This is a genomic window from Streptomyces sp. NPDC005017 (assembly GCF_042873115.1).
In the GTDB taxonomy this organism is placed as follows: Bacteria; Actinomycetota; Actinomycetes; order Streptomycetales; family Streptomycetaceae; genus Streptomyces.
This window is the reverse complement of sequence record NZ_JBIALD010000006.1, coordinates 290,691-307,862: the sequence shown is the minus strand read 5'-3', so window position 1 is coordinate 307,862 and position 17,172 is coordinate 290,691. Positions and strand designations below refer to the sequence as shown.

Annotated in this window: 11 protein-coding genes and 3 pseudogenes; 8 read left to right on the top strand and 6 right to left on the bottom strand. The window is 72.9% G+C overall.

All coding sequences use genetic code 11. The features are described from left to right. The first annotated feature begins 15 nt into the window (after window positions 1-15). From ACFYR0_RS12240 to ACFYR0_RS12230, 3 genes are all read left to right on the top strand, one after another. On the top strand, window positions 16-1,605 hold the full coding sequence (locus ACFYR0_RS12240) for a hypothetical protein (protein ID WP_389325334.1): 1,590 nt from the start codon (window positions 16-18) through the stop codon (window positions 1,603-1,605). A 359-nt stretch (window positions 1,606-1,964) separates the two neighbouring features. Beyond that, entirely contained in the window at window positions 1,965-2,102 is a 138-nt protein-coding gene (locus ACFYR0_RS12235) for a hypothetical protein (protein ID WP_389325331.1), read from the top strand. Window positions 2,103-2,253: 151 nt separating this feature from the next. After that, a complete protein-coding gene (locus ACFYR0_RS12230; protein ID WP_389325328.1) occupies window positions 2,254-4,002 on the top strand; it encodes an NlpC/P60 family protein in 1,749 nt (582 codons plus the stop codon). Here ACFYR0_RS12230 and ACFYR0_RS12225 read toward each other — a convergent pair. Then, window positions 3,966-4,229, bottom strand: a pseudogene (locus ACFYR0_RS12225) (universal stress protein); the annotation flags it as partial. The gene ACFYR0_RS12230 and the pseudogene ACFYR0_RS12225 sit on opposite strands and share 37 nt — an antisense overlap. Window positions 4,230-4,469: 240 nt before the next feature. Here ACFYR0_RS12225 and pflB point away from each other — a divergent pair. Next, window positions 4,470-6,728: a formate C-acetyltransferase gene (pflB, locus tag ACFYR0_RS12220; RefSeq protein ID WP_389325325.1), complete on the top strand. Its 2,259-nt coding sequence runs from the start codon at window positions 4,470-4,472 to the stop codon at window positions 6,726-6,728. Then, window positions 6,725-7,465, top strand: coding sequence for a pyruvate formate-lyase-activating protein (gene pflA / locus ACFYR0_RS12215; protein ID WP_389325322.1), 741 nt, complete (start codon window positions 6,725-6,727; stop codon window positions 7,463-7,465). Before pflB ends, pflA begins: the two co-directional genes overlap by 4 nt. 171 nt (window positions 7,466-7,636) lie before the next feature. Here the strand turns inward: pflA and adhE are convergent, their stop codons facing one another. Together adhE and ACFYR0_RS12205 are read right to left on the bottom strand one after the other, a co-directional pair. Then, complete coding sequence (gene adhE / locus ACFYR0_RS12210; RefSeq protein ID WP_389325319.1) at window positions 7,637-10,294, bottom strand: bifunctional acetaldehyde-CoA/alcohol dehydrogenase; 2,658 nt, start codon at window positions 10,292-10,294, stop codon at window positions 7,637-7,639. A gap of 187 nt (window positions 10,295-10,481) precedes the next feature. Then, window positions 10,482-11,186: a CBS domain-containing protein gene (locus ACFYR0_RS12205; protein ID WP_389325483.1), complete on the bottom strand. Its 705-nt coding sequence runs from the start codon at window positions 11,184-11,186 to the stop codon at window positions 10,482-10,484. A 560-nt stretch (window positions 11,187-11,746) separates the two neighbouring features. Between ACFYR0_RS12205 and ACFYR0_RS12200 the strand changes: the two genes are divergently transcribed. Next, on the top strand, window positions 11,747-12,634 hold the full coding sequence (locus ACFYR0_RS12200; RefSeq protein ID WP_389325316.1) for a universal stress protein: 888 nt from the start codon (window positions 11,747-11,749) through the stop codon (window positions 12,632-12,634). A 127-nt stretch (window positions 12,635-12,761) separates the two neighbouring features. Here the strand turns inward: ACFYR0_RS12200 and ACFYR0_RS12195 are convergent, their stop codons facing one another. Further along, window positions 12,762-12,884, bottom strand: a complete 123-nt coding sequence (locus ACFYR0_RS12195) for a hypothetical protein (protein ID WP_389325313.1) — start codon at window positions 12,882-12,884, stop codon at window positions 12,762-12,764. On the opposite strand from ACFYR0_RS12195, the pseudogene ACFYR0_RS12190 reads away from it, so the two are divergent. After that, window positions 12,877-13,057: pseudogene (locus tag ACFYR0_RS12190) on the top strand (Ni/Fe hydrogenase subunit alpha); the annotation flags it as partial. The gene ACFYR0_RS12195 and the pseudogene ACFYR0_RS12190 overlap by 8 nt on opposite strands. Beyond that, window positions 13,056-13,222 (top strand): annotated as a pseudogene (locus ACFYR0_RS12185) (MFS transporter); the annotation flags it as partial. The pseudogenes ACFYR0_RS12190 and ACFYR0_RS12185, both read left to right, overlap by 2 nt. Window positions 13,223-13,453: 231 nt before the next feature. Here ACFYR0_RS12185 and ACFYR0_RS12180 read toward each other — a convergent pair. Then, complete coding sequence (locus ACFYR0_RS12180) at window positions 13,454-15,520, bottom strand: SpoIIE family protein phosphatase (RefSeq protein ID WP_389325310.1); 2,067 nt, start codon at window positions 15,518-15,520, stop codon at window positions 13,454-13,456. 690 nt (window positions 15,521-16,210) lie between these two features. Continuing rightward, window positions 16,211-17,143, bottom strand: a complete 933-nt coding sequence (locus ACFYR0_RS12175) for an alpha/beta hydrolase family protein (RefSeq protein ID WP_389325307.1) — start codon at window positions 17,141-17,143, stop codon at window positions 16,211-16,213. Between the last annotated feature and the right edge of the window lie 29 nt (window positions 17,144-17,172).

Here is a 17,172-nt window from a genome sequence, read left to right as displayed (position 1 = left end):
TGGGGGGAGAACGTCGTGCCGGATGAACTGACCGTCCGCCGGATACTCGGGGACCAGCCTTTCGCCGAGATCGGCCGGCCCGTGTGGGCGGTGACCGACACACGTCACGGCTGCGTCATCGCGGCCGGTGACCTCGGGTACGTCAGGTGGCGCGGCAGCGGCCAGTGGCTCAGCCATCGGATCGGCGTGTACGAGGCCGACACCCTGCTCCCGCGCCATGTCATCGCCTCCCGCCACTCCGTGTGTGCCATCGAGCCCCACCCCGAGCTGCCCCTCGTCGCCATCGGCACCGGCCGCTACGACGGCTCGTGGGACTTCGAGGGGCAGCTGCTCCTGCTTCACCTGGAGACCGGGCAGGTGACGGACCTGCTGAGCAGGAGCCGCCAAGTGCGCCACCTGCGCTGGCTGGAGGACGGCAGGCTCGCGATGCTGCTCTCCCCCGAGGACAAGGACGGCGGCTTCCACAAGGGCTTCGAGCTGGCCGTCGCGGCGGACGACTGGCTGTCCGCCCCGGCCGGTCTGGTCGACCCCCGCGACGCACGCCACCCGATGGTCGAGAGCGGGCTCCTTCACGATCCGCAGGTGGAGGACGTACTCGCGCGGTTGACGGAAGGCCGGTGGCGGCGGCGCGGGGAGGTGCGGGACCTCGCGGTGCCGGCCGACGGCCGGGTGCTCGCCACCGGCCGGCACACGGACCTCGAATGCTGGGATCCGTCGGGCGCGCTTAAGTGGGCCCTGCCTGCGGACGGGGAGGGCAGTGTCCGAGTCGAGGCCGCTCCGGACGGCGAGTCGGCGTGGGTGACGTACCAGGGCTACCGGCGCGACGAGGTGACGGGCCGACTGGTCGACCGCGCGACCACCGCCCGGCGGATATCGACGGCCGACGGCGGCGCGCTGGACGACGTGGACGTGCCGTCGGCCCCCGCACTGTGTGCCACGGACGAAGGCTGGCTCGCCCTGCGCCCGCAGGGCCGCGACGCGGACGCCGCGCTGCTGTTCGCCCCCACGCACCAGGAGGCGGCCCGCCTCGGCCTCGCCCCCAGCCGCTCCAACTCCCCGGCCCTGCGCGTCCGACACAGCGCCCGCCTGCTGTACGTGGACGGCCCCTGCCCGGACGATGACGCGCCGTGGATCCACGCGATCGATCCTCCGGGCGCCCACGGCCCCGCCACGCTGCGCCCCCTCTTCCCCTTGCGCTGGGACCCGGAGTCCGCACTCCAGCCCTGGGCCGGCCCCGCCGTCGAGCTGACGGACACCCTCGTCCACGCGGGCCGGTCCTACGAACGGGGCGCCACCTACACGGACTCCCGCGAGGGCACGTACGTGGTGAGCCGCCGGCTGCCGGACGGAGAGGCGCGCTGGGTGTACGTCACCGACAAACCGCTCGCCGATCTCGACGGCGACGAGCGGAGCTTGTACGTCGTGTACGTCACCGGCGAGGTGGAGACCCTGGACACGGCGACGGGCGAGGTGCGAGCCCGGCACACCCTGCGCGCGCACGGCCACCAGGTCACGCCGTTGTCCGCGGCGTACCGGGCGGAGCAGCAGCGGCTGGTCGTGGGGACGGTGGACGGCCGGATCCTGGACTGCTCGGTCCGGGACTGACCGACGGGGACGGCAGGGAGACGCAGGGGGCGGTGGCGACCGGCCGCAGCACCCTGCCGCCGAGCCACACGCCCGTCCCCGCGGTCGTCAGCGGAAGTCCTCCCGCCGTCGTCCGCGAAGTCTCGCCCCCGCACAACTTTTCGCCCCACTCCCGGGTCCAACAGAGGACGGCGGGGACGGGCGCCTCGCCGGGCTGCGCCCCTTCGGGCCCGGCCGGTACCGCGATCCCGGTTCCCGTCCGGCCGCTACACCTTCACCGCGCAGAACGCGGGCCATGAACCCACGCGCTCGAGGTCGACGGCGCGGGCGGCGAGCATCGTACGAAGACCCTGGAACCGGGGCGGTCCACGACCCTCACGGTGACGCTGAAGCCGGGCTCGTACGAGATCGAATGCCCGGTCGACGGGCACAAGGACCGAGGCATGAAGACGGAGATCACCGTCGGCGGAGGCTCGGCGCCCGCCGACCGCACCACTCCTCCCGGCAGCGGCTACTGAGGCTGCGGGCCGCGGCAGGCGGCGGGGGAAGCCCCCTGCGGGCCGCGGCAGGCGGCCGGGGAAGCCCCGTGCGGGCAGGACTGCGCACCCTCGGTAATGTCGGTCCTTGCATGATCATCCGATCGCGCGTTGTCCGTATGGGGGGCCTTGCATGTCCGGACCGAGATTCTCACTGAGCCGCAGGGCGGCCCTGACCGCCCTCGCCGGAGCGGCGACGGGCAGCGCCCTGCCGCTCGCCGCGGCGCCGACCGCGAACGCCGCTCCGGCCGCCGCTGCGACGGCTGCGTCGGCCGGTGCCGCGGCGCAGGTGCCCGGGCTCCGGGGTCCGGTGCTGACCGACCCGACCGACCCCTGGCACTACGCCCCGCACCCGGCGGGCGCGCTGAGCACCCGTACCGTCGCCGACGGCCTGGAGGTGTCGGACGGCGCGGGCGTGCTCGCGACGCTCACCACGGGGGCGCGGACGGTGACTCTGCGCGGGGCGCGGCGCTGGTTCACCGAGCAGAAGAAGCCCGTCCAGGACGCCTTCGACCGGACCCCGCCCACCGGCGGCTGGGGCATGTCGCCCGGCGGCGGCTCATGGTCCCACCACAACGGCGCCGCCACGGACTACTTCGTCGAGAGCGGCCGGGCCGCGATCACGCTCGCCGCCGGCAAGAGCCGCTACTCGCTGCTTCCCGACGACGGCATCGGCGACGTCTACGCCGCCGCCCGGTTCTCCTTCGACAAGCTGCCCGTCGGGGCGCCCGCCTCGCTCGGCCTCGTCTTCGCCGCCCAGGACGTCAACAACCACTACCGGGCGCGGCTGATCGTCACCCCCGCCGGAGAGATCCAGCTCGTCCTGGAGAAGGAGATCGCCGACGCACCGGCCGTCCTGAGCGACACCGTCACGGTCGGCACCGGTTTCAAGGCGTACGACCACTGGTGGGTCCGGGTCGAGAAGTCCGGTGACATCCTGCGCGCCCGCGCCTGGCGGCACGTCACGACCGGTGTGGACGACGAACCCACGACCTTGTGGCACCACAGCGTCCGCGACCCCGAGAAGGCCCCCGACGCCGTCTTCCGCTCGGGCAGGGTCGGCGTCCGGGCTCTCGGCTCCACCGGTGCCACGGTCCTTCCGCAGGCGAGGGTCTACGACTTCAGGATCGACACGGCCGTCTGGACCGACCCGCCGGTCGTCACCCACGACACCTGGGTACGGGTCCTCCCGGAACCCTTCGACGGTACGTGGACGGCCGCCGTGGAGCAGCGGATCCGGGCGTGGGCGGGCGACACCTCGCCCGACGCCCTGACGTACTCCTCGATGTACCGGCCGTTCGCCCCGGCCGTCACCGACCCCGCGCGCCAGAACGCGCGGGTGCTCGGCGAGTCCGGGTACAGCGGGCTGCTGGCCACCGGACTGCGCGAGGTGGGCGCCGACTTCCACGAGTACATGGGGCTGCCCTGGACGTTCCCCAGCGGCGAGCGCGTCACGCAGACCCCGGACCCGAAGTGGCTCGGGAATCTCGACTGCTCCGGTTTCGTGCGGATGGTCTACGGCTACCACCTGGGCGTTCCCCTGGGCCTCGCGGAGGACCCGCAGCGCCGGTACCTGCCGCGCACGTCGCAGCGGCAGGCCGCCTCCAGTCCCGGTGTCGTCGTCGCCCAGGCCACCGACGCGCCGCCCCCGCTCGACGCGCTGCGGATCGGCGACGTGCTCTTCTGGAACGACCCCGACGACGGGGCCGTCTCCCACACCGGCATCTACCTGGGCGTCGACCAGAACGGAAAGCGCCGCTTCGTCTCCAGCCGCAAGACGCCGAACGGGCCGACCATGGCCGACGTCGGCGGGAAGTCGGTCATCGACGGGGCGGCGAGCGACCTCTACACGGGGCAGTTGCGGGTGATCCGGCGCCTTTGACGGGCGCGCCGCTCCATGGGCCGGAAGTCTCCCCGTACGACCGCGACCGGGCTGTGCGCGTGACGGAGGCCGGCCTGGCTCACCGAACCGAGCAGGAGGCCCTTGAAGCCGCCGCGGCCGCGCGAGCCCACTACGGTGGGCCGGGCGGCGGCGCTCGCCTCGATCAGCGCCTCCCGGGTCGGTGAGTGCGCCGTCCTGCGCTCGACCTCCACGTCCGGCCAGCGCTCGCACCGCCGGGTTCCCCGGCACCAGCCTGGCCGGGGTGCCGGGGAGCGCGCGAGGGCCGAGCGGGGAACAGCCGTCCGGCCGGGCGACCCCTCCGGCATGCGACGCCCCGTCCCCGGGGGACCGAAGGTCCCGGCCGGGGCGGGCCGTGCAGGACCGCAGGATGCCCCCTCCGGCACTCCTCGTTCCCGCTTCCGCTCGCGAGGATCGGTCCTGAGAGCCCCTGAGGGAGAGGACCCGTGATGACCGCGACGGTGACAGCCGGCAGCCGGACCGCCGAAGCCTGGCGAGACTTCGCCGGGACGACCTGGCGGGAGCGGATCGACGTACGCGACTTCGTCCAGGCGAACTACACGCCGTACGAAGGGGACGCGGCCTTCCTCACCGGTCCCACGGACCGGACGCGGGCCGTCTGGGAGCAGGTCGGCGCGCTGTTCCCCGAGGAGCGGCGCCGTGGCGTCCTCGACGTCGACACGGCCACCCCCTCGACGATCACCTCGCACGCGGCCGGCTACATCGACCGGGCGCGGGAACTGATCGTCGGCCTCCAGACGGATGCCCCGCTCAAGCGCGCGATCATGCCGAACGGTGGCCTGCGGATGGTGGAGAACGGGCTGAAGGCGTACGGCTACGAGCCCGACCCGTTCGTCCGGCGCGTGTTCGGCACGTACCGCAAGACCCACAACGACGGTGTCTTCGACGCCTACACCGCCGAGATGCGCGCGGTGCGCAAGGCCGGGATCGTCACCGGTCTGCCCGACGCGTACGGCCGCGGCCGGATCATCGGCGACTACCGGCGCGTCGCGCTGTACGGCACCGACCGGCTGATCGAGGCCAAGCGGGCCGAGCGGGCGCTGCTGGACGCGCGGCCCTCGAGCCCGGACGTGATCCGGGACCGGGAGGAACTGGCCGAGCAGATCAGGGCGTTGGGCGAGCTGACCGAGATGGCCGCCTCGTACGGCTGTGACGTCTCGCGCCCCGCCGCCACCGCGCACGAGGCCGTGCAGTGGCTCTACCTCGGCTACCTGGCCGCGGTGAAGGAGCAGAACGGCGCCGCGATGTCGCTGGGCCGCACGTCCACCTTCCTGGACGTCTACCTCGAGCGGGACCTGGCGGAGGGACTCGTCGACGAGTCCCGCGCCCAGGAACTGATCGACGACTTCGTGATCAAGCTGCGGATCGTCCGCTTCCTGCGCACGCCCGAGTACGACGCCCTGTTCTCCGGCGACCCGACCTGGGTGACGGAGAGCATCGGCGGCATCGGCACGGACGGCCGGCCCCTGGTCAGCCGCACCTCCTTCCGCTTCCTCCAGACCCTGTACAACCTGGGTCCGGCCCCCGAGCCCAACCTGACCGTCCTGTGGTCGCCGCGGCTGCCCGAGGGCTTCAAGAGGTTCTGCGCGCAGGTCTCCATCGACACCAGCGCGATCCAGTACGAGTCCGACGACCTGATGCGCCCGCGCACCGGCGACGACACCGCGATCGCCTGCTGTGTCTCCGCCATGGCGGTCGGCCGGCAGATGCAGTTCTTCGGGGCACGCGTCAACCTCGCCAAGGCCCTGCTCTACGCGGTCAACGGCGGCCGGGACGAGATGACCGGCGAGCAGATCGGCCCCGAGACGCCCCCGCTGGACGGCGAGTACCTGGACTACGACGAACTCTCCGCGACGTACGACCGTGTCCTGGACTGGCTGGCGGAGATCTACGTCAACACCCTCAACGTCATCCACTACATGCACGACAAGTACGCCTACGAACGCATCGAGATGGCGCTTCACGACCACCCGGTGCACCGGTTCATGGCGTGCGGGATCGCCGGGCTGTCGGTGGCCGGGGACAGTCTGTCCGCCGTGAAGTACGCCCGGGTGAAGGTGTTCCGCGACGCGAGCGGCCTGGCCGTGGACTTCGCGACCGAGGGCGAGTTCCCCGCGTACGGCAACAACGACGACCGGGCCGACTCCCTCGCCGTCGACCTGGTGAGGTCGTTCATGGCGAAGGTACGCAAGCACCCCGCCTACCGGGACGCCGAGCACACCCAGTCGGTGCTGACCATCACCTCCAACGTCGTCTACGGCAAGCACACCGGAAACACCCCCGACGGCCGGCGCGCCGGGCAGCCCTTCGCCCCCGGAGCCAACCCGATGAACGGCCGCGACCGGCACGGGGTCGTCGCCTCGGCGCTGTCGGTGGCGAAGCTGCCGTACGAGGAGGCCCGCGACGGGATCTCGCTGACGACCACCGTCACACCGGAGGGGCTGGGCCACGTCCCCGAGGAACGCCCGGCCCACCTGGTGGGCATCCTCGACGCCTATACGGCGAACGGCGGGTTCCACATGAACGTGAACGTCCTCGACCGGGCGACGCTCGAGGACGCCATGGAACACCCCGAGAAGTACCCGGAACTGACGATCCGGGTCTCCGGGTACGCGGTCAACTTCGTCCGTCTGACCCGTGAGCAGCAGCTCGACGTGATCAACCGCACCTTCCACGGATCGATGTGAGGACCGTGCGGGCGACCGGCCGGATCCACTCCTGGGACCTGTCCACCGGCGTGGACGGTCCCGGGACCCGGTTCGTGCTCTTCGTCAGCGGCTGCCCCCTGCGCTGTCTGTACTGCGCCAACCCGGACACCTGGCACATGAGGGACGGGCGTGAGGTGTCGGTCGACGAGGTGATGGCGGAGATCGAGCGGTACCGGGGCTTCGTCACCGCGGCCGGCGGCGGCGTCACCCTCACCGGCGGTGAGCCGCTGCTCCAGCCCGGCTTCACGGCCGCGGTCCTGCGCGCCTGCAAGGAGGCCGGGCTGCACACCGCCCTGGACACCTCGGGCTTCCTCGGCGTCCGCGCCACGGACGAGCTGCTCGCCGACACCGACCTGGTCCTGCTGGACATCAAGTCCTTCGACGCCGCCACCTACCGGCGGCTCACGGGCGGGACCCTCGGCCCCACCCGTGAGTTCGCCACCCGCCTCGACCGGCTCGGGGTGCGGATGTGGATCCGCCACGTCCTGGTACCGGGCTGGACCGACGACCCCGAGGCCGTCGAGGGCCTCGCACGCTTCGTGGCGGGTCTGGGGAGCGTCGACCGGGTGGACGTACTGCCGTTCCACAAGCTCGGCGCCGCGAAGTACGACGCCCTCGGTCTGCCCTTCCCGCTGCGCGACACCCCGACTCCCGGGCCGGAGCTGGTCCGGCGGGTGCGGGAACAGTTCCGCGCGCACGGAGTGAAGGCCTACTGACCTTCCTCGCCGTCCCACCGCCCCAGCCGCCCCGGCCGTCCCAGGCCGGGGCGGCTGTCCGCGCACGCCCGTCCGGTCCGGAACACCGGCGCCCCGGCCCTCCGGTCCGGAACGCCACGACCCGGCCCGGGGCATCGTCGCCCGGGCCGGGTCGCCGGCGGCCGGTCCGTGTCACCGGCGGCCGTAGTAGGCCTTGCGCATGAGCTCCTGCATGTCGTCGAGCATCGGCATCCGCGGGTTCGCGGGGGCGCACTGGTCCTCGTAGGCGTTGAGGGCCTGCTCGGGCAGGGAGCCCAGGAAGGCCTGCTCGTCGACGCCGAGGGCCTGGAAGGACGGCTCGATGCCCACGGCCTCGCGCAGGCGCTCCACCGCCTCCGCGAGCGACCGCACGCCCTCGGCCGGGGTGGCGGCGGGCAGTCCGAGGGCGCTGGCGATGTCCTGGAAGCGTTCGGGGGCCCGGTAGTCCTCGTACTTGGGCCAGCCGGTGAGCTTCGTCGGCACGGTGCCGTTGTAGCGGATGACGTGCGGCAGCAGGACCGCGTTGGTGCGGCCGTGCGCGATGTGGAACGTGGCGCCGAGGGTGTGGGACATGGCGTGGACGATGCCGAGGAAGGCGTTGCCGAAGGCCATGCCCGCGATGGTGCCGGCGTTGTGCATCTTCTCCCGGGCGTCCGGCCGCGCGGTGCCGTCGGTCACCGACGCCTCGATGTTCGCGAAGATCAGACGGATCGCGTGCAGGGCGAGGCCGTCGGTGAAGTCGTTGGCGTACACGGACACATACGCCTCGATGGCGTGGGTGAGGGCGTCGAAGCCGCTGTCGGCCGCCAGGGCGGCGGGCAGCCCGGCGGTGAGCGTCGGGTCGACGATGGCCACGCTCGGGGTGAGGGCGTAGTCGGCGAGCGGGTACTTCTTGCCCGTGGCCGGGTCGGAGATGACCGCGAAGGGCGTGACCTCGGCGCCGGTGCCGGACGTGGTCGGGACGCACACCAGACGGGCCAGCTTCCCGGGGACGGGGAAGCGGAAGGCGCGCTTGCGGATGTCGGAGAACTTCTGCCGCATGTCGGCGAAGTCGATGTCCACGCCGCTCGCGTGCTGCTCGTACAGCAGCCACATCACCTTGGCCGCGTCCATCGGTGAGCCGCCGCCCAGCGCGATGATCGTGTCCGGGCGGAAGTCGCCCATGAGCTTGGCGCCGCGGCGGACGGAGTCGATGCTGGGCTCGGGCTCGACGTTGTCGATGATCTGGAGGGTGACCGGGTCGTGGCGTCGCTGCAGGACGCGGGTGACACGGTCGACGAGGCCGAGGCGGGTCATGGTGGCGTCGGTGACGACGGTGACGCGGTGGACGTCCGGCATCGAGGCGAGGTAGCGGATGGCCTGCGGCTCGAAGTAGATCCTGGGCGGCACCTTGAACCACTGCAGGTTGTTGCGGCGCGTGCCGACTCGCTTGACGTTCAGCAGCTGGGCGGCGGAGACGTTGTTGGACACCGATGTGCTGCCCCAGGAGCCGCAGCCGAGGGTCAGCGACGGCAGCAGACCGTTGTAGATGCCGCCGATCGCGCCCTGTGAGGACGGGGCGTTGACGATGATCCGCACGGTCTTCATCCGCCGGCCGTACGCCTCGGCGAGCGCGCGGTCCTCGGTGTGGATGACGGCGCTGTGGCCCTGGCCGTGGAAGGCGACCATGTCGGCGGCGAGGTCGAAGCCCTGCTGCTCGGAGCCGGCGCGCAGGACGGCGAGCACGGGGCAGAGCTTCTCGCGGGTGAGGGGCTCGTCGGGTCCCACGTGGTCGGCCTCGACCAGGATGAGCGAGGTGCCGGCGGGCACGGTGAAGCCCGCCTGCTCGGCGATCCACTCCGGGCTCTGTCCTACGGCCGCGGAGTTGACCTTGGGCTCGCAGCCGCCGCCCGGTGCTTCGCCGGCGGGGAAGAGGAACTCCTCCAGCTTCGCCTTCTCCTCGGCGGTCGCCACATGGGCGTGCAGGGTGCGGAACCCGGCCAGGGCGTCGTCGTAGATCTCCGTGTCCAGGACGACGGCCTGCTCGGAGGCGCAGATCATGCCGTTGTCGAACGACTTGGACAGCACCAGGTCGTTGACGGCCCGGGCCAGCTTCGCGCTCCTGTGCACATAGGCGGGCACGTTGCCGGCGCCCACGCCCAGGGCGGGCTTGCCCGCCGAGTAGGCGGCCCTGACCATGGCGTTGCCGCCGGTGGCGAGGATCAGGGAGACACCCGGGTGACGCATCAGCGTGCCCGTGGCCTCGACCGACGGGGTCTCGATCCACTGGACGCAGTGCTCCGGGGCGCCGGCCGCGACCGCGGCGTCCCGGACGATCCGGGCGGCCTCCGCACTGCACTTCTGGGCGGAGGGGTGGAAGGCGAACACGACCGGGTTGCGGGTCTTCAGCGCGATGAGCGCCTTGAAGATCGTGGTGGAGGTCGGGTTGGTGACCGGGGTGACCGCGCACACCACGCCCACCGGCTCGGCGATCTCGACCATGTCCTCGATGTCGTCGCGGGCTATGACGCCGACGGTCTTCAGGGTGCTCATGCCGTGCGTGACGTGCTCGCACGCGAACATGTTCTTGACGGCCTTGTCCTCGAAGACGCCGCGGCCGGTCTCCTCCACGGCCAGGCGCGCCAGTGCCGTGTGCCGGTCGAGCGCGGCGACGGAGGCCTTCTTCACGATGTGGTCGACCTGGTCCTGGTCGAGGGCCTCGTAGTCGGCGAGCGCCTTCAGCCCGTTCGTCACGAGCAGGTCCACGGCGATGGCGGTGTCGGTCGGTGCCGGGGCGGGACCGGCGGCGGCGGTTCGGTCGTGGCGGGTCATGTGGCGTTGCCTCCGTCGCAGAGAGCTGAAACCGCTCGGTGGATGGTGCCGGGAGCACCGTGGGGACGGTGTCGCCCCCATCGGTAGCGTCGTCCGTCGAGGGCTCTCGCGCGCAGTCCCCGTTGGTCCTCGCCGGGGACCGTTGGGCCTTGCCGCCGTAGGGCCGTGCGGCCCGCCCGCCACCGGGCTACGCGGGATCGTTCCTCGAGGCGGAGTGCTTCTCCGAGGGCCGGGCGTCGTCGACACGGAACGTCAGGCCGTTGACCACCCCGACCACCCCGTCGACCCGGTAGGCGAGCCGGAGCAGCAGCGGGATGTCGCTGCGCCGTTCCAGGCGGCCCTCCAGGGTCGCCATGCCGTCGCGGACCGACACGACGATGTGGGGAGGCAGGCCCATGGCACGGTTCACCACCTCGTCGAGGATCTCCTGGCGGATCTCGTCGTCCGTGCGCAGGAAGACGCGCAGCAGGTCACGGCGCGTGGCGATGCCGATCAGGCGGTCCTCCTCGTCCACGACCGGGAGCCGCTCGACACCATGGCGTTCCATCATCCGCGCGGCGTCGGCGACGCGCTGTTCCGGGTGGACGGTGATCGCGGGCGACGTCATCAGGTCCTGCGCCGTGGTGGCGCGGGCGAGGGCGGCCCCGCGCCGGGCCGAGCGGCGCAGCGGGGGGATGCGCGTCCGCCGCGTCCGGCCGTGGGCGGCCCGGGCCGCCTGGCAGCGGATGAGATCGGTCTCGGAGATCACTCCCACGACCTTGTCGTCGCCGTCCACCACGGGCAGTCCGCTGATCCGGTTCCGGTACAGCAGCTGGGCCACGCTCTTGAACGGTGTCTCCCGGTGGGCTTCGACGACCTCGCGGGTCATCACCTCGCCGACGATGTGGGGCATCACGCTCACTGCCTTCCTCTGTGCTGTGCCGGTTCGCGACTTCTGTGGTGTGCCGGTCCGCGACGGGGCGAGGACCGTCGGCTCGCGGCGGTCACGGCGAGCCGTGCGCCGGCCCTCCGGGGCCCGACCTGGGCATCGGCCCGCGTATGTTCTCCAGGCTGCCTCGGCGGCGCGTGCCTGGGCAGGGCCGAATGTCCTTCCCATCGGGACGGGGCGGCCCCCGTCCGGGGCCCGCCCGGCCTCGGCCGGCCTCCCCGAACGCCGCGGCCGCCGCTATAGGCCGGGTTCCGCCCGGCGACGAGGACGTCAGGGACTTCGAGCACCGGCGGGTTGGGCCGGTCGGCCTCTTGTGAGGACCTGCGGCCCCCTGCCGTAGCCCGCCCCCAGGGACAAGGCTCGGACCAGTACCACGGCAGGACACGACAGCACCACGATCCGAACGGATCGCTTCGAAAGGTGGGGACCATGACCCGTACCGTCACCGTCGGCCTCGACGGCTCGCGGGAGAGCCGTGCGGCGGCCCGGATCGTGTTCGACCTCGGCGCGGGACGGTGAGGGCGGTGACGGTGGAGCCGCCGGTCGTCGTCGGTGTCGACGGCTCCGAGGCCGGGCTGCGGGCCGTGGACTGGGCCGTCGACGAGGCCGCGCTGCGCGGGGCGCCGCTGCGGCTGGTGTACGCCTCGCTGTGGGAGCGGTACGAGGGCGCGCACCTCGCCCGGGACCTCGGTGAGCCGGGCGGGAGGGTGCGGGCGGAGGACGTCGTCGCGTCCGCCGCCCGCCGCGCCGCGGGACGGCGCTCCGAGGTGAAGGTGACCACCGCCGTGGTGTCCGAGGAACCCGAGTACACGCTGGTGCGCGAGAGCCGCAACGCCGCCCTCCTGGTGACCGGCACCCGGGGGCGCGGCGGTATGGCCGAGGCGCTGCTGGGATCGGTCAGCCTGACCGTGGCGGGGCACGCGCACTGTCCGGTGGTCGTGGTGCGCGGCAGTCACGACAACCGGGCCGTGCCCGCCACCCACGGCCGTGTCGTCGTGGGTGTGGGCGAGCCTCCGGTGGCCTCGGCGGCCGTCCGTTTCGCCGTCGAGGAGGCGCGCCTGCGCGGGGCGGCCGTCAGCGCCGTACGGGCCTGGCGGCACCCGGTGCGCGAGGCTTCCGGCCACCGTGCCCCGGACTCCGTCAGGGGCGGCTCGGGGCGGTCGTACGAGCGGGAGGCGGTGGAGGCGCTCGCGAAGGCGCTCCGGGACGTTCCCGCCGACGTCGAGGTGCTCCGCAGCACGGTCGAGGGGCCCGCGCGGAGCGCGCTGGTGGACGCCTCGCACGACGCCGGTCTCCTGGTCCTCGGAGCACGCCGCAGGCACCGGCACTTCGGCCTCCAGCTGGGCCGCGTGGCCCACGGGGTGCTCCACCACTCGGCCTGCCCGGTGGCCGTCGTGCCCGAGTACGTGTGATCGCGGGCACAGCCGCGTCGCCGACCGGGGACGCGCCCGCGCGGTCGGCCACGCCGGGCTGGTGATCTCGGCACCAGGCCCGGTACGCGGCCACGGCCGCCGGCAGCGTGGGCAAGATCAGCCCGGCTCACACGGACTGCGCGAGCCCGTACGCGCCGAACTCGTCCAGGAGGTCCTGGTTGACGCGGGCCAGGGCGAACACGATGCCCCGGTCGGCGAGTTCGCGACGCAGCCCGTCCCGGCGGATCATCGCCGAGCACGAGCGTCCGGGCCGGCCCCGGGTGGAGATGCCGGCCCGGAGCGGCACGGGTCACGGAGCGACCGAGGCGCCACGCGGGCTGCTCCACCACCGCGACACGCTCGACGACGCGGGCCGTGTCACCCGACGCCCGCATCGTCCCGCCGACCGCCCAGAACCACGGTCCTGCCCGCCTCGCTGGTCGCCTCGCTCGGTATGGCGCTCGCGTACATCCCGGCGATATCGGGCGCCCCGCAGGAGCAGGCGGGCCTGGCCTCCGGCATCGTCGACACCACTTACCAGGTGGGCTCGGCGCTCGGCTGGCCGCCCTCACCGCCCTGGCCACCTCGCCCGTCGGCCCATGACGCACCGCTCGGCAGGGCCGATCGTGAAGGTGAGGCGGCCGGGAAGGCGTAGTCGTCAGCCCGGTCCACAGCCCACGAGGAAGCGGGTGACCGCGATGTTCTGGGACGACCACGATGTCAGCGGATGGGGCTGGTTCGACCCTCCCGCTACGGAACCCTCCTCGGCGAAGAGCCGTTCACCGTGACGTACGGACCCACGCCGCCGGCCGGCGCGGGTCACGGGGTGGGCCGTATGCGGGCGACGAGGAGGGCGATGTCGTCGTCGGCCGAGGCCGGGACGAGGCGGGCCAGGAGGCTGTCGCACATGGCGTTCAGGGAGGGACTGGGCTCGGCCAGGGCGTCCGTGAGTTCGCCGAGGCGTTCGTCGATGTCGCTGCTGCGCGATTCGATGAGCCCGTCGGTGTACAGCACGAGGACGCTGCCGGGCAGAAGGATGTGATCGGTGGTGGTGTAACGGGTGCCGCCGACGCCGAGGGGTGTCCCGGGCGGTACATCGAGGAGGCGGACTTCGCCGTCGGGGGTGACCAGCGCGGGAGGGGGATGGCCTGCCCGGGTGATGCGGCAGTGACCGGTGGCCGGGTCGACGACGGCGTACAGGAGGGTGGCGAGCATCGGCTCGGCCAGGTCCTCCAGGGCGGCTTCCAGCTGGGCCAGGATCTCCTTCGGTTCGAGGTCGAGGCGGGCCAGCGCCCGGATGCTCGCGGACAGCCGTCCCATGACGGCCGCGGCGACCATGCCGTGGCCCATGACGTCGCCGATCAGCAGAGCGCCCTTTCCGGCGGGCAGACGCAGCGCGTCGTACCAGTCGCCGCCGACCTCGTTGACGTCGCTGGCGGGCAGGTAGCGGTGGGCGACCTCGATGCCCGCCGGCGGCGTGATGTGCTGCGGAAGCATGCTGCGCTGCAGCGTGACGGCGGTGTCGTGTTCGCGCTGGTAGAGGCGGGCGTTGTCGATGCTGAGCGCGGCGCGGGCGGCGAGCTGGGCGGCGAGGGCGGCCTCGTCGCTGTCGAAGGGGCCGAGGGGCTGCGTGCGGTAGAAGGTGGCGACGCCCAGGACGAGGTCTCGGGCCACGAGCGGGATCATCATGAACGAGTGCACGCCCAGTGTCAGCAGGTGAGCGGGCCTGCCGGTGTGGCGTGCGGCCGGGGCGACGACGTCGGCGTCGAGGCGGGCCAGCAGGTACGGGTGCCGGCCGGCGAGGACCTGGCTGTAAGGGGCCGCGACCGGAAAGGAGAGCGTGCGGCCGAGCGGGGCCAGGGCGGCGATGACCGCGGAGCCGGTCAGCGGCGCTTTGCCCAGGCGGCGCAGCGCGACCCCGCCGGCCAGCCCCGGGCCCGGCTCGTCGCCGCGGGCGAGGGAGTCGAGCACATCGACGGTGACGGCGTCGGCCAGCCGGGGAACCGCGAGGTCGGCCAGCTCCTGGGCGGTGCGTTCCAGTTCCAGGCTGGAGCCGACCCGGATCGAGGCCTCGCTGAGCAGGGCGAGCCGACGGCGCCCGGCTTCCGCCTCGGTGTGGGCGCGCTGCTGCTCGGTGATGTCGAGCAGGGAGGCGATCACTCCGATCGGCCGGCCCGCGGGGTCCTCGACGCGGACGTAGGAGCACGACCAGACCTTGTCCCGGTCGGGGTCGGCCGGGGTGCGGCCGGCCCGGCGGCGATCGAGCACCGGCCGGCCGCTGGCCAGGACACTGCGCATCGCCTCTTCCATGTCGTGGGCGTTGACCTGCGGCAACAGCTGGGACAGGCGCCGGCCCACATGGGCGGACTCCGGCAGGCCGTTCATCCTCTCCAGCGCCGCGTTGACCCGCAGGAACCGCAGCTCGGTGTCGAGGACGGCGATGCCGACCGGGGAGCGGGCGAACAGCCCGTCCCACACGGCGGAGGAGCCGCGGATACGGCGGGCGGCGTGGGCGTCGGCGGCGAACACCACGACGGCGGAGGTGTCCTCGTGCCGGTCGGGCAGCGGACTGGCCCAGATCTCCAGCTCGACCGGGTGCCCGTCGGCGTGCCAGGCGGTGACGGTGCCCATCACGCCCCGGCCGGAGGCGGCCGCCTCCCACAGCGACCGTCCCAGACTCCGGTCCGCGCCGGGATGCAGCAGCTCGGCGATGTGCCGGCCGACCACGTGGTGCGGGCTGTGGCCCAGCAGTTCCTGCGCGGCGCGGTTCCAGCGCACGATGGTGCCGTCGGCGCTCGTGGCGACCTGTGCCACCGGCAGCGCCCCCATCCAGCCTCCCGCGTCCCGGGCGGCGCCGCTGACGAGTTCTTCCACGGGCTCGCTCACCGCGCGCTCCTCCGCTCGGCGGCCGAGGGCCCGTGCGCGGGCAGACCGTGGGGGCGGGCGCGTACGGGGAGCGCGGTCGCGTGAGCCGCTGTGCCCGGCCCGCTCTCGGGCATCCGCTGCACGCGGCGGCAGGTGTACGGCCGGGGAAGACCGGCTCGGAACCGTCGCGGAAGGCCTGTCCGGCGTGGGAGCGCCGGACAGCGACGCGGCATGCCGCTGCCCCGGGACAGGTGCGGTGCCGCGGTCGGCCCCTGCAGCCGTGGCGCCACGGCTGCCAGCCCCGCGTCCACATCCCCATGATCCGCCCGCCGGGCCGCACCCGCTTCCTGGGCCGCTTTGTCGACTGATCGGCAAGCGTGGGTGAATCCCGTGGGTGAATGCGGGATTCCGTTCAGTCGGAGGCCTTCGTCGCCCTGCCGACGCGGATCGTCACCGACTGCGGGATCGTCACCGACTGCGGACCGCCCGGGACCGGCCGCCCGGACCGGCCACCCTGCCCGCCCGGGACCGGCCGCCCGGACCGGCCACCCGGAAGCCCGCCCGGACCGCCTGCCCTGAAAGCCCGCCCGGACCGGCCACCCTGCCCGGATGGCCCGGATGGCCCGGACGGCGGTGAGGCGGCTCCTCGACCGAGATCGAGGAGCCGCCCGCCTTCGTCACCGCGCTCGGTGACTGGACGTCAGAGGGGTCTCAGGGCTTGCCGGAGAACACAACGCCCGGCAGATTCTGGGCCGTTGAGCCCCACACCTGGTCGTACAGCGAGGACTGGCCGACAAGTGTGTACAGCAGCCAGGCGGTTGTGACCCCCCGTGTGGCCTTCTGCTGTACCGCGCGGGAGATGCTGCCGCTGTCGCAGCCGAAGCCGGAGCTGTCCTCGAAGCCGCAGTGGAAACCGCCCGTGATGACGCGCAGTTGGGCGGGGGCCGGCTTCGCGGCGTACATCTTCTGCTGGTGGTCGGCGACTCCGGCGATGCTGTCCTCGCTGCCACCGAGGTACTGGGCGGGTGTCCTGAGCGTCCCCGAGGCGGCGACGGCCGACGGGTTCGTCTCCGCCGCCGCCAGCGTCGACACGCTCTTGACCGCGGGGTTGCGGCTCGCGGCCAGCAGGGCGGCGCCGCCGCCCATCGAGTGCCCGGAGACGCCCAGGCTGGAGGTGGCGACCGCGCCCGCGAAACGGGAGCCGCTGGTGCTGTTCTGTGTGGTGAGCCAGGTGAGCGCGGCGTTCAGGTCGTCCGCGAAGGCGGAGTGGTTGGGGAACAGGCCGCCTTGCGATTTGGGTACCACGGTGATGAATCCCCAGGACGCGTAATGCCTGAGCAGGGATTCGTACTGGGTGATGCCCTGGAAGAACCCGTGCCCGAAGGCCAGCCCCGGGTGGACGCCGGCCGCGACCGGCGCGTTCGCACCTGCCGAGGCTCCGGGATACCAGACACGTGCGCTGTACGACCGGCCGGAGGCCGACACGGTCAGATCCGTGTAGGCCACCGCGTGGACACCGGGTTCGGACAGGTCCTGCGGCGCTACGGGATCCGCTGTCGAGGCGCCGGCGGCGGGAGCGAATCCCAGGCCGGCCGCGACGGCCAGCAGCACGGCGGTGATGATCCGTACGGTGGAGCGGAGCATAGCCTCACCCTTCTGTGACGGAACGATTG

Coding starts and splice junctions, on each gene's coding strand:
- ACFYR0_RS12230 (WP_389325328.1), top strand. CDS start 2,254: ATGTCCGGACCGAGATTCTCACTGAGCCGCAGGGCGGCCCTGACCGCC.
- pflB (WP_389325325.1), top strand. CDS start 4,470: ATGACCGCGACGGTGACAGCCGGCAGCCGGACCGCCGAAGCCTGGCGA.
- adhE (WP_389325319.1), bottom strand. CDS start 10,294: ATGACCCGCCACGACCGAACCGCCGCCGCCGGTCCCGCCCCGGCACCG.
- ACFYR0_RS12205 (WP_389325483.1), bottom strand. CDS start 11,186: ATGCCCCACATCGTCGGCGAGGTGATGACCCGCGAGGTCGTCGAAGCC.
- ACFYR0_RS12195 (WP_389325313.1), bottom strand. CDS start 12,884: ATGATCCGCCGGGACGGGCTGCGTCGCGAACTCGCCGACCGGGGCATC.
- ACFYR0_RS12175 (WP_389325307.1), bottom strand. CDS start 17,143: ATGCTCCGCTCCACCGTACGGATCATCACCGCCGTGCTGCTGGCCGTC.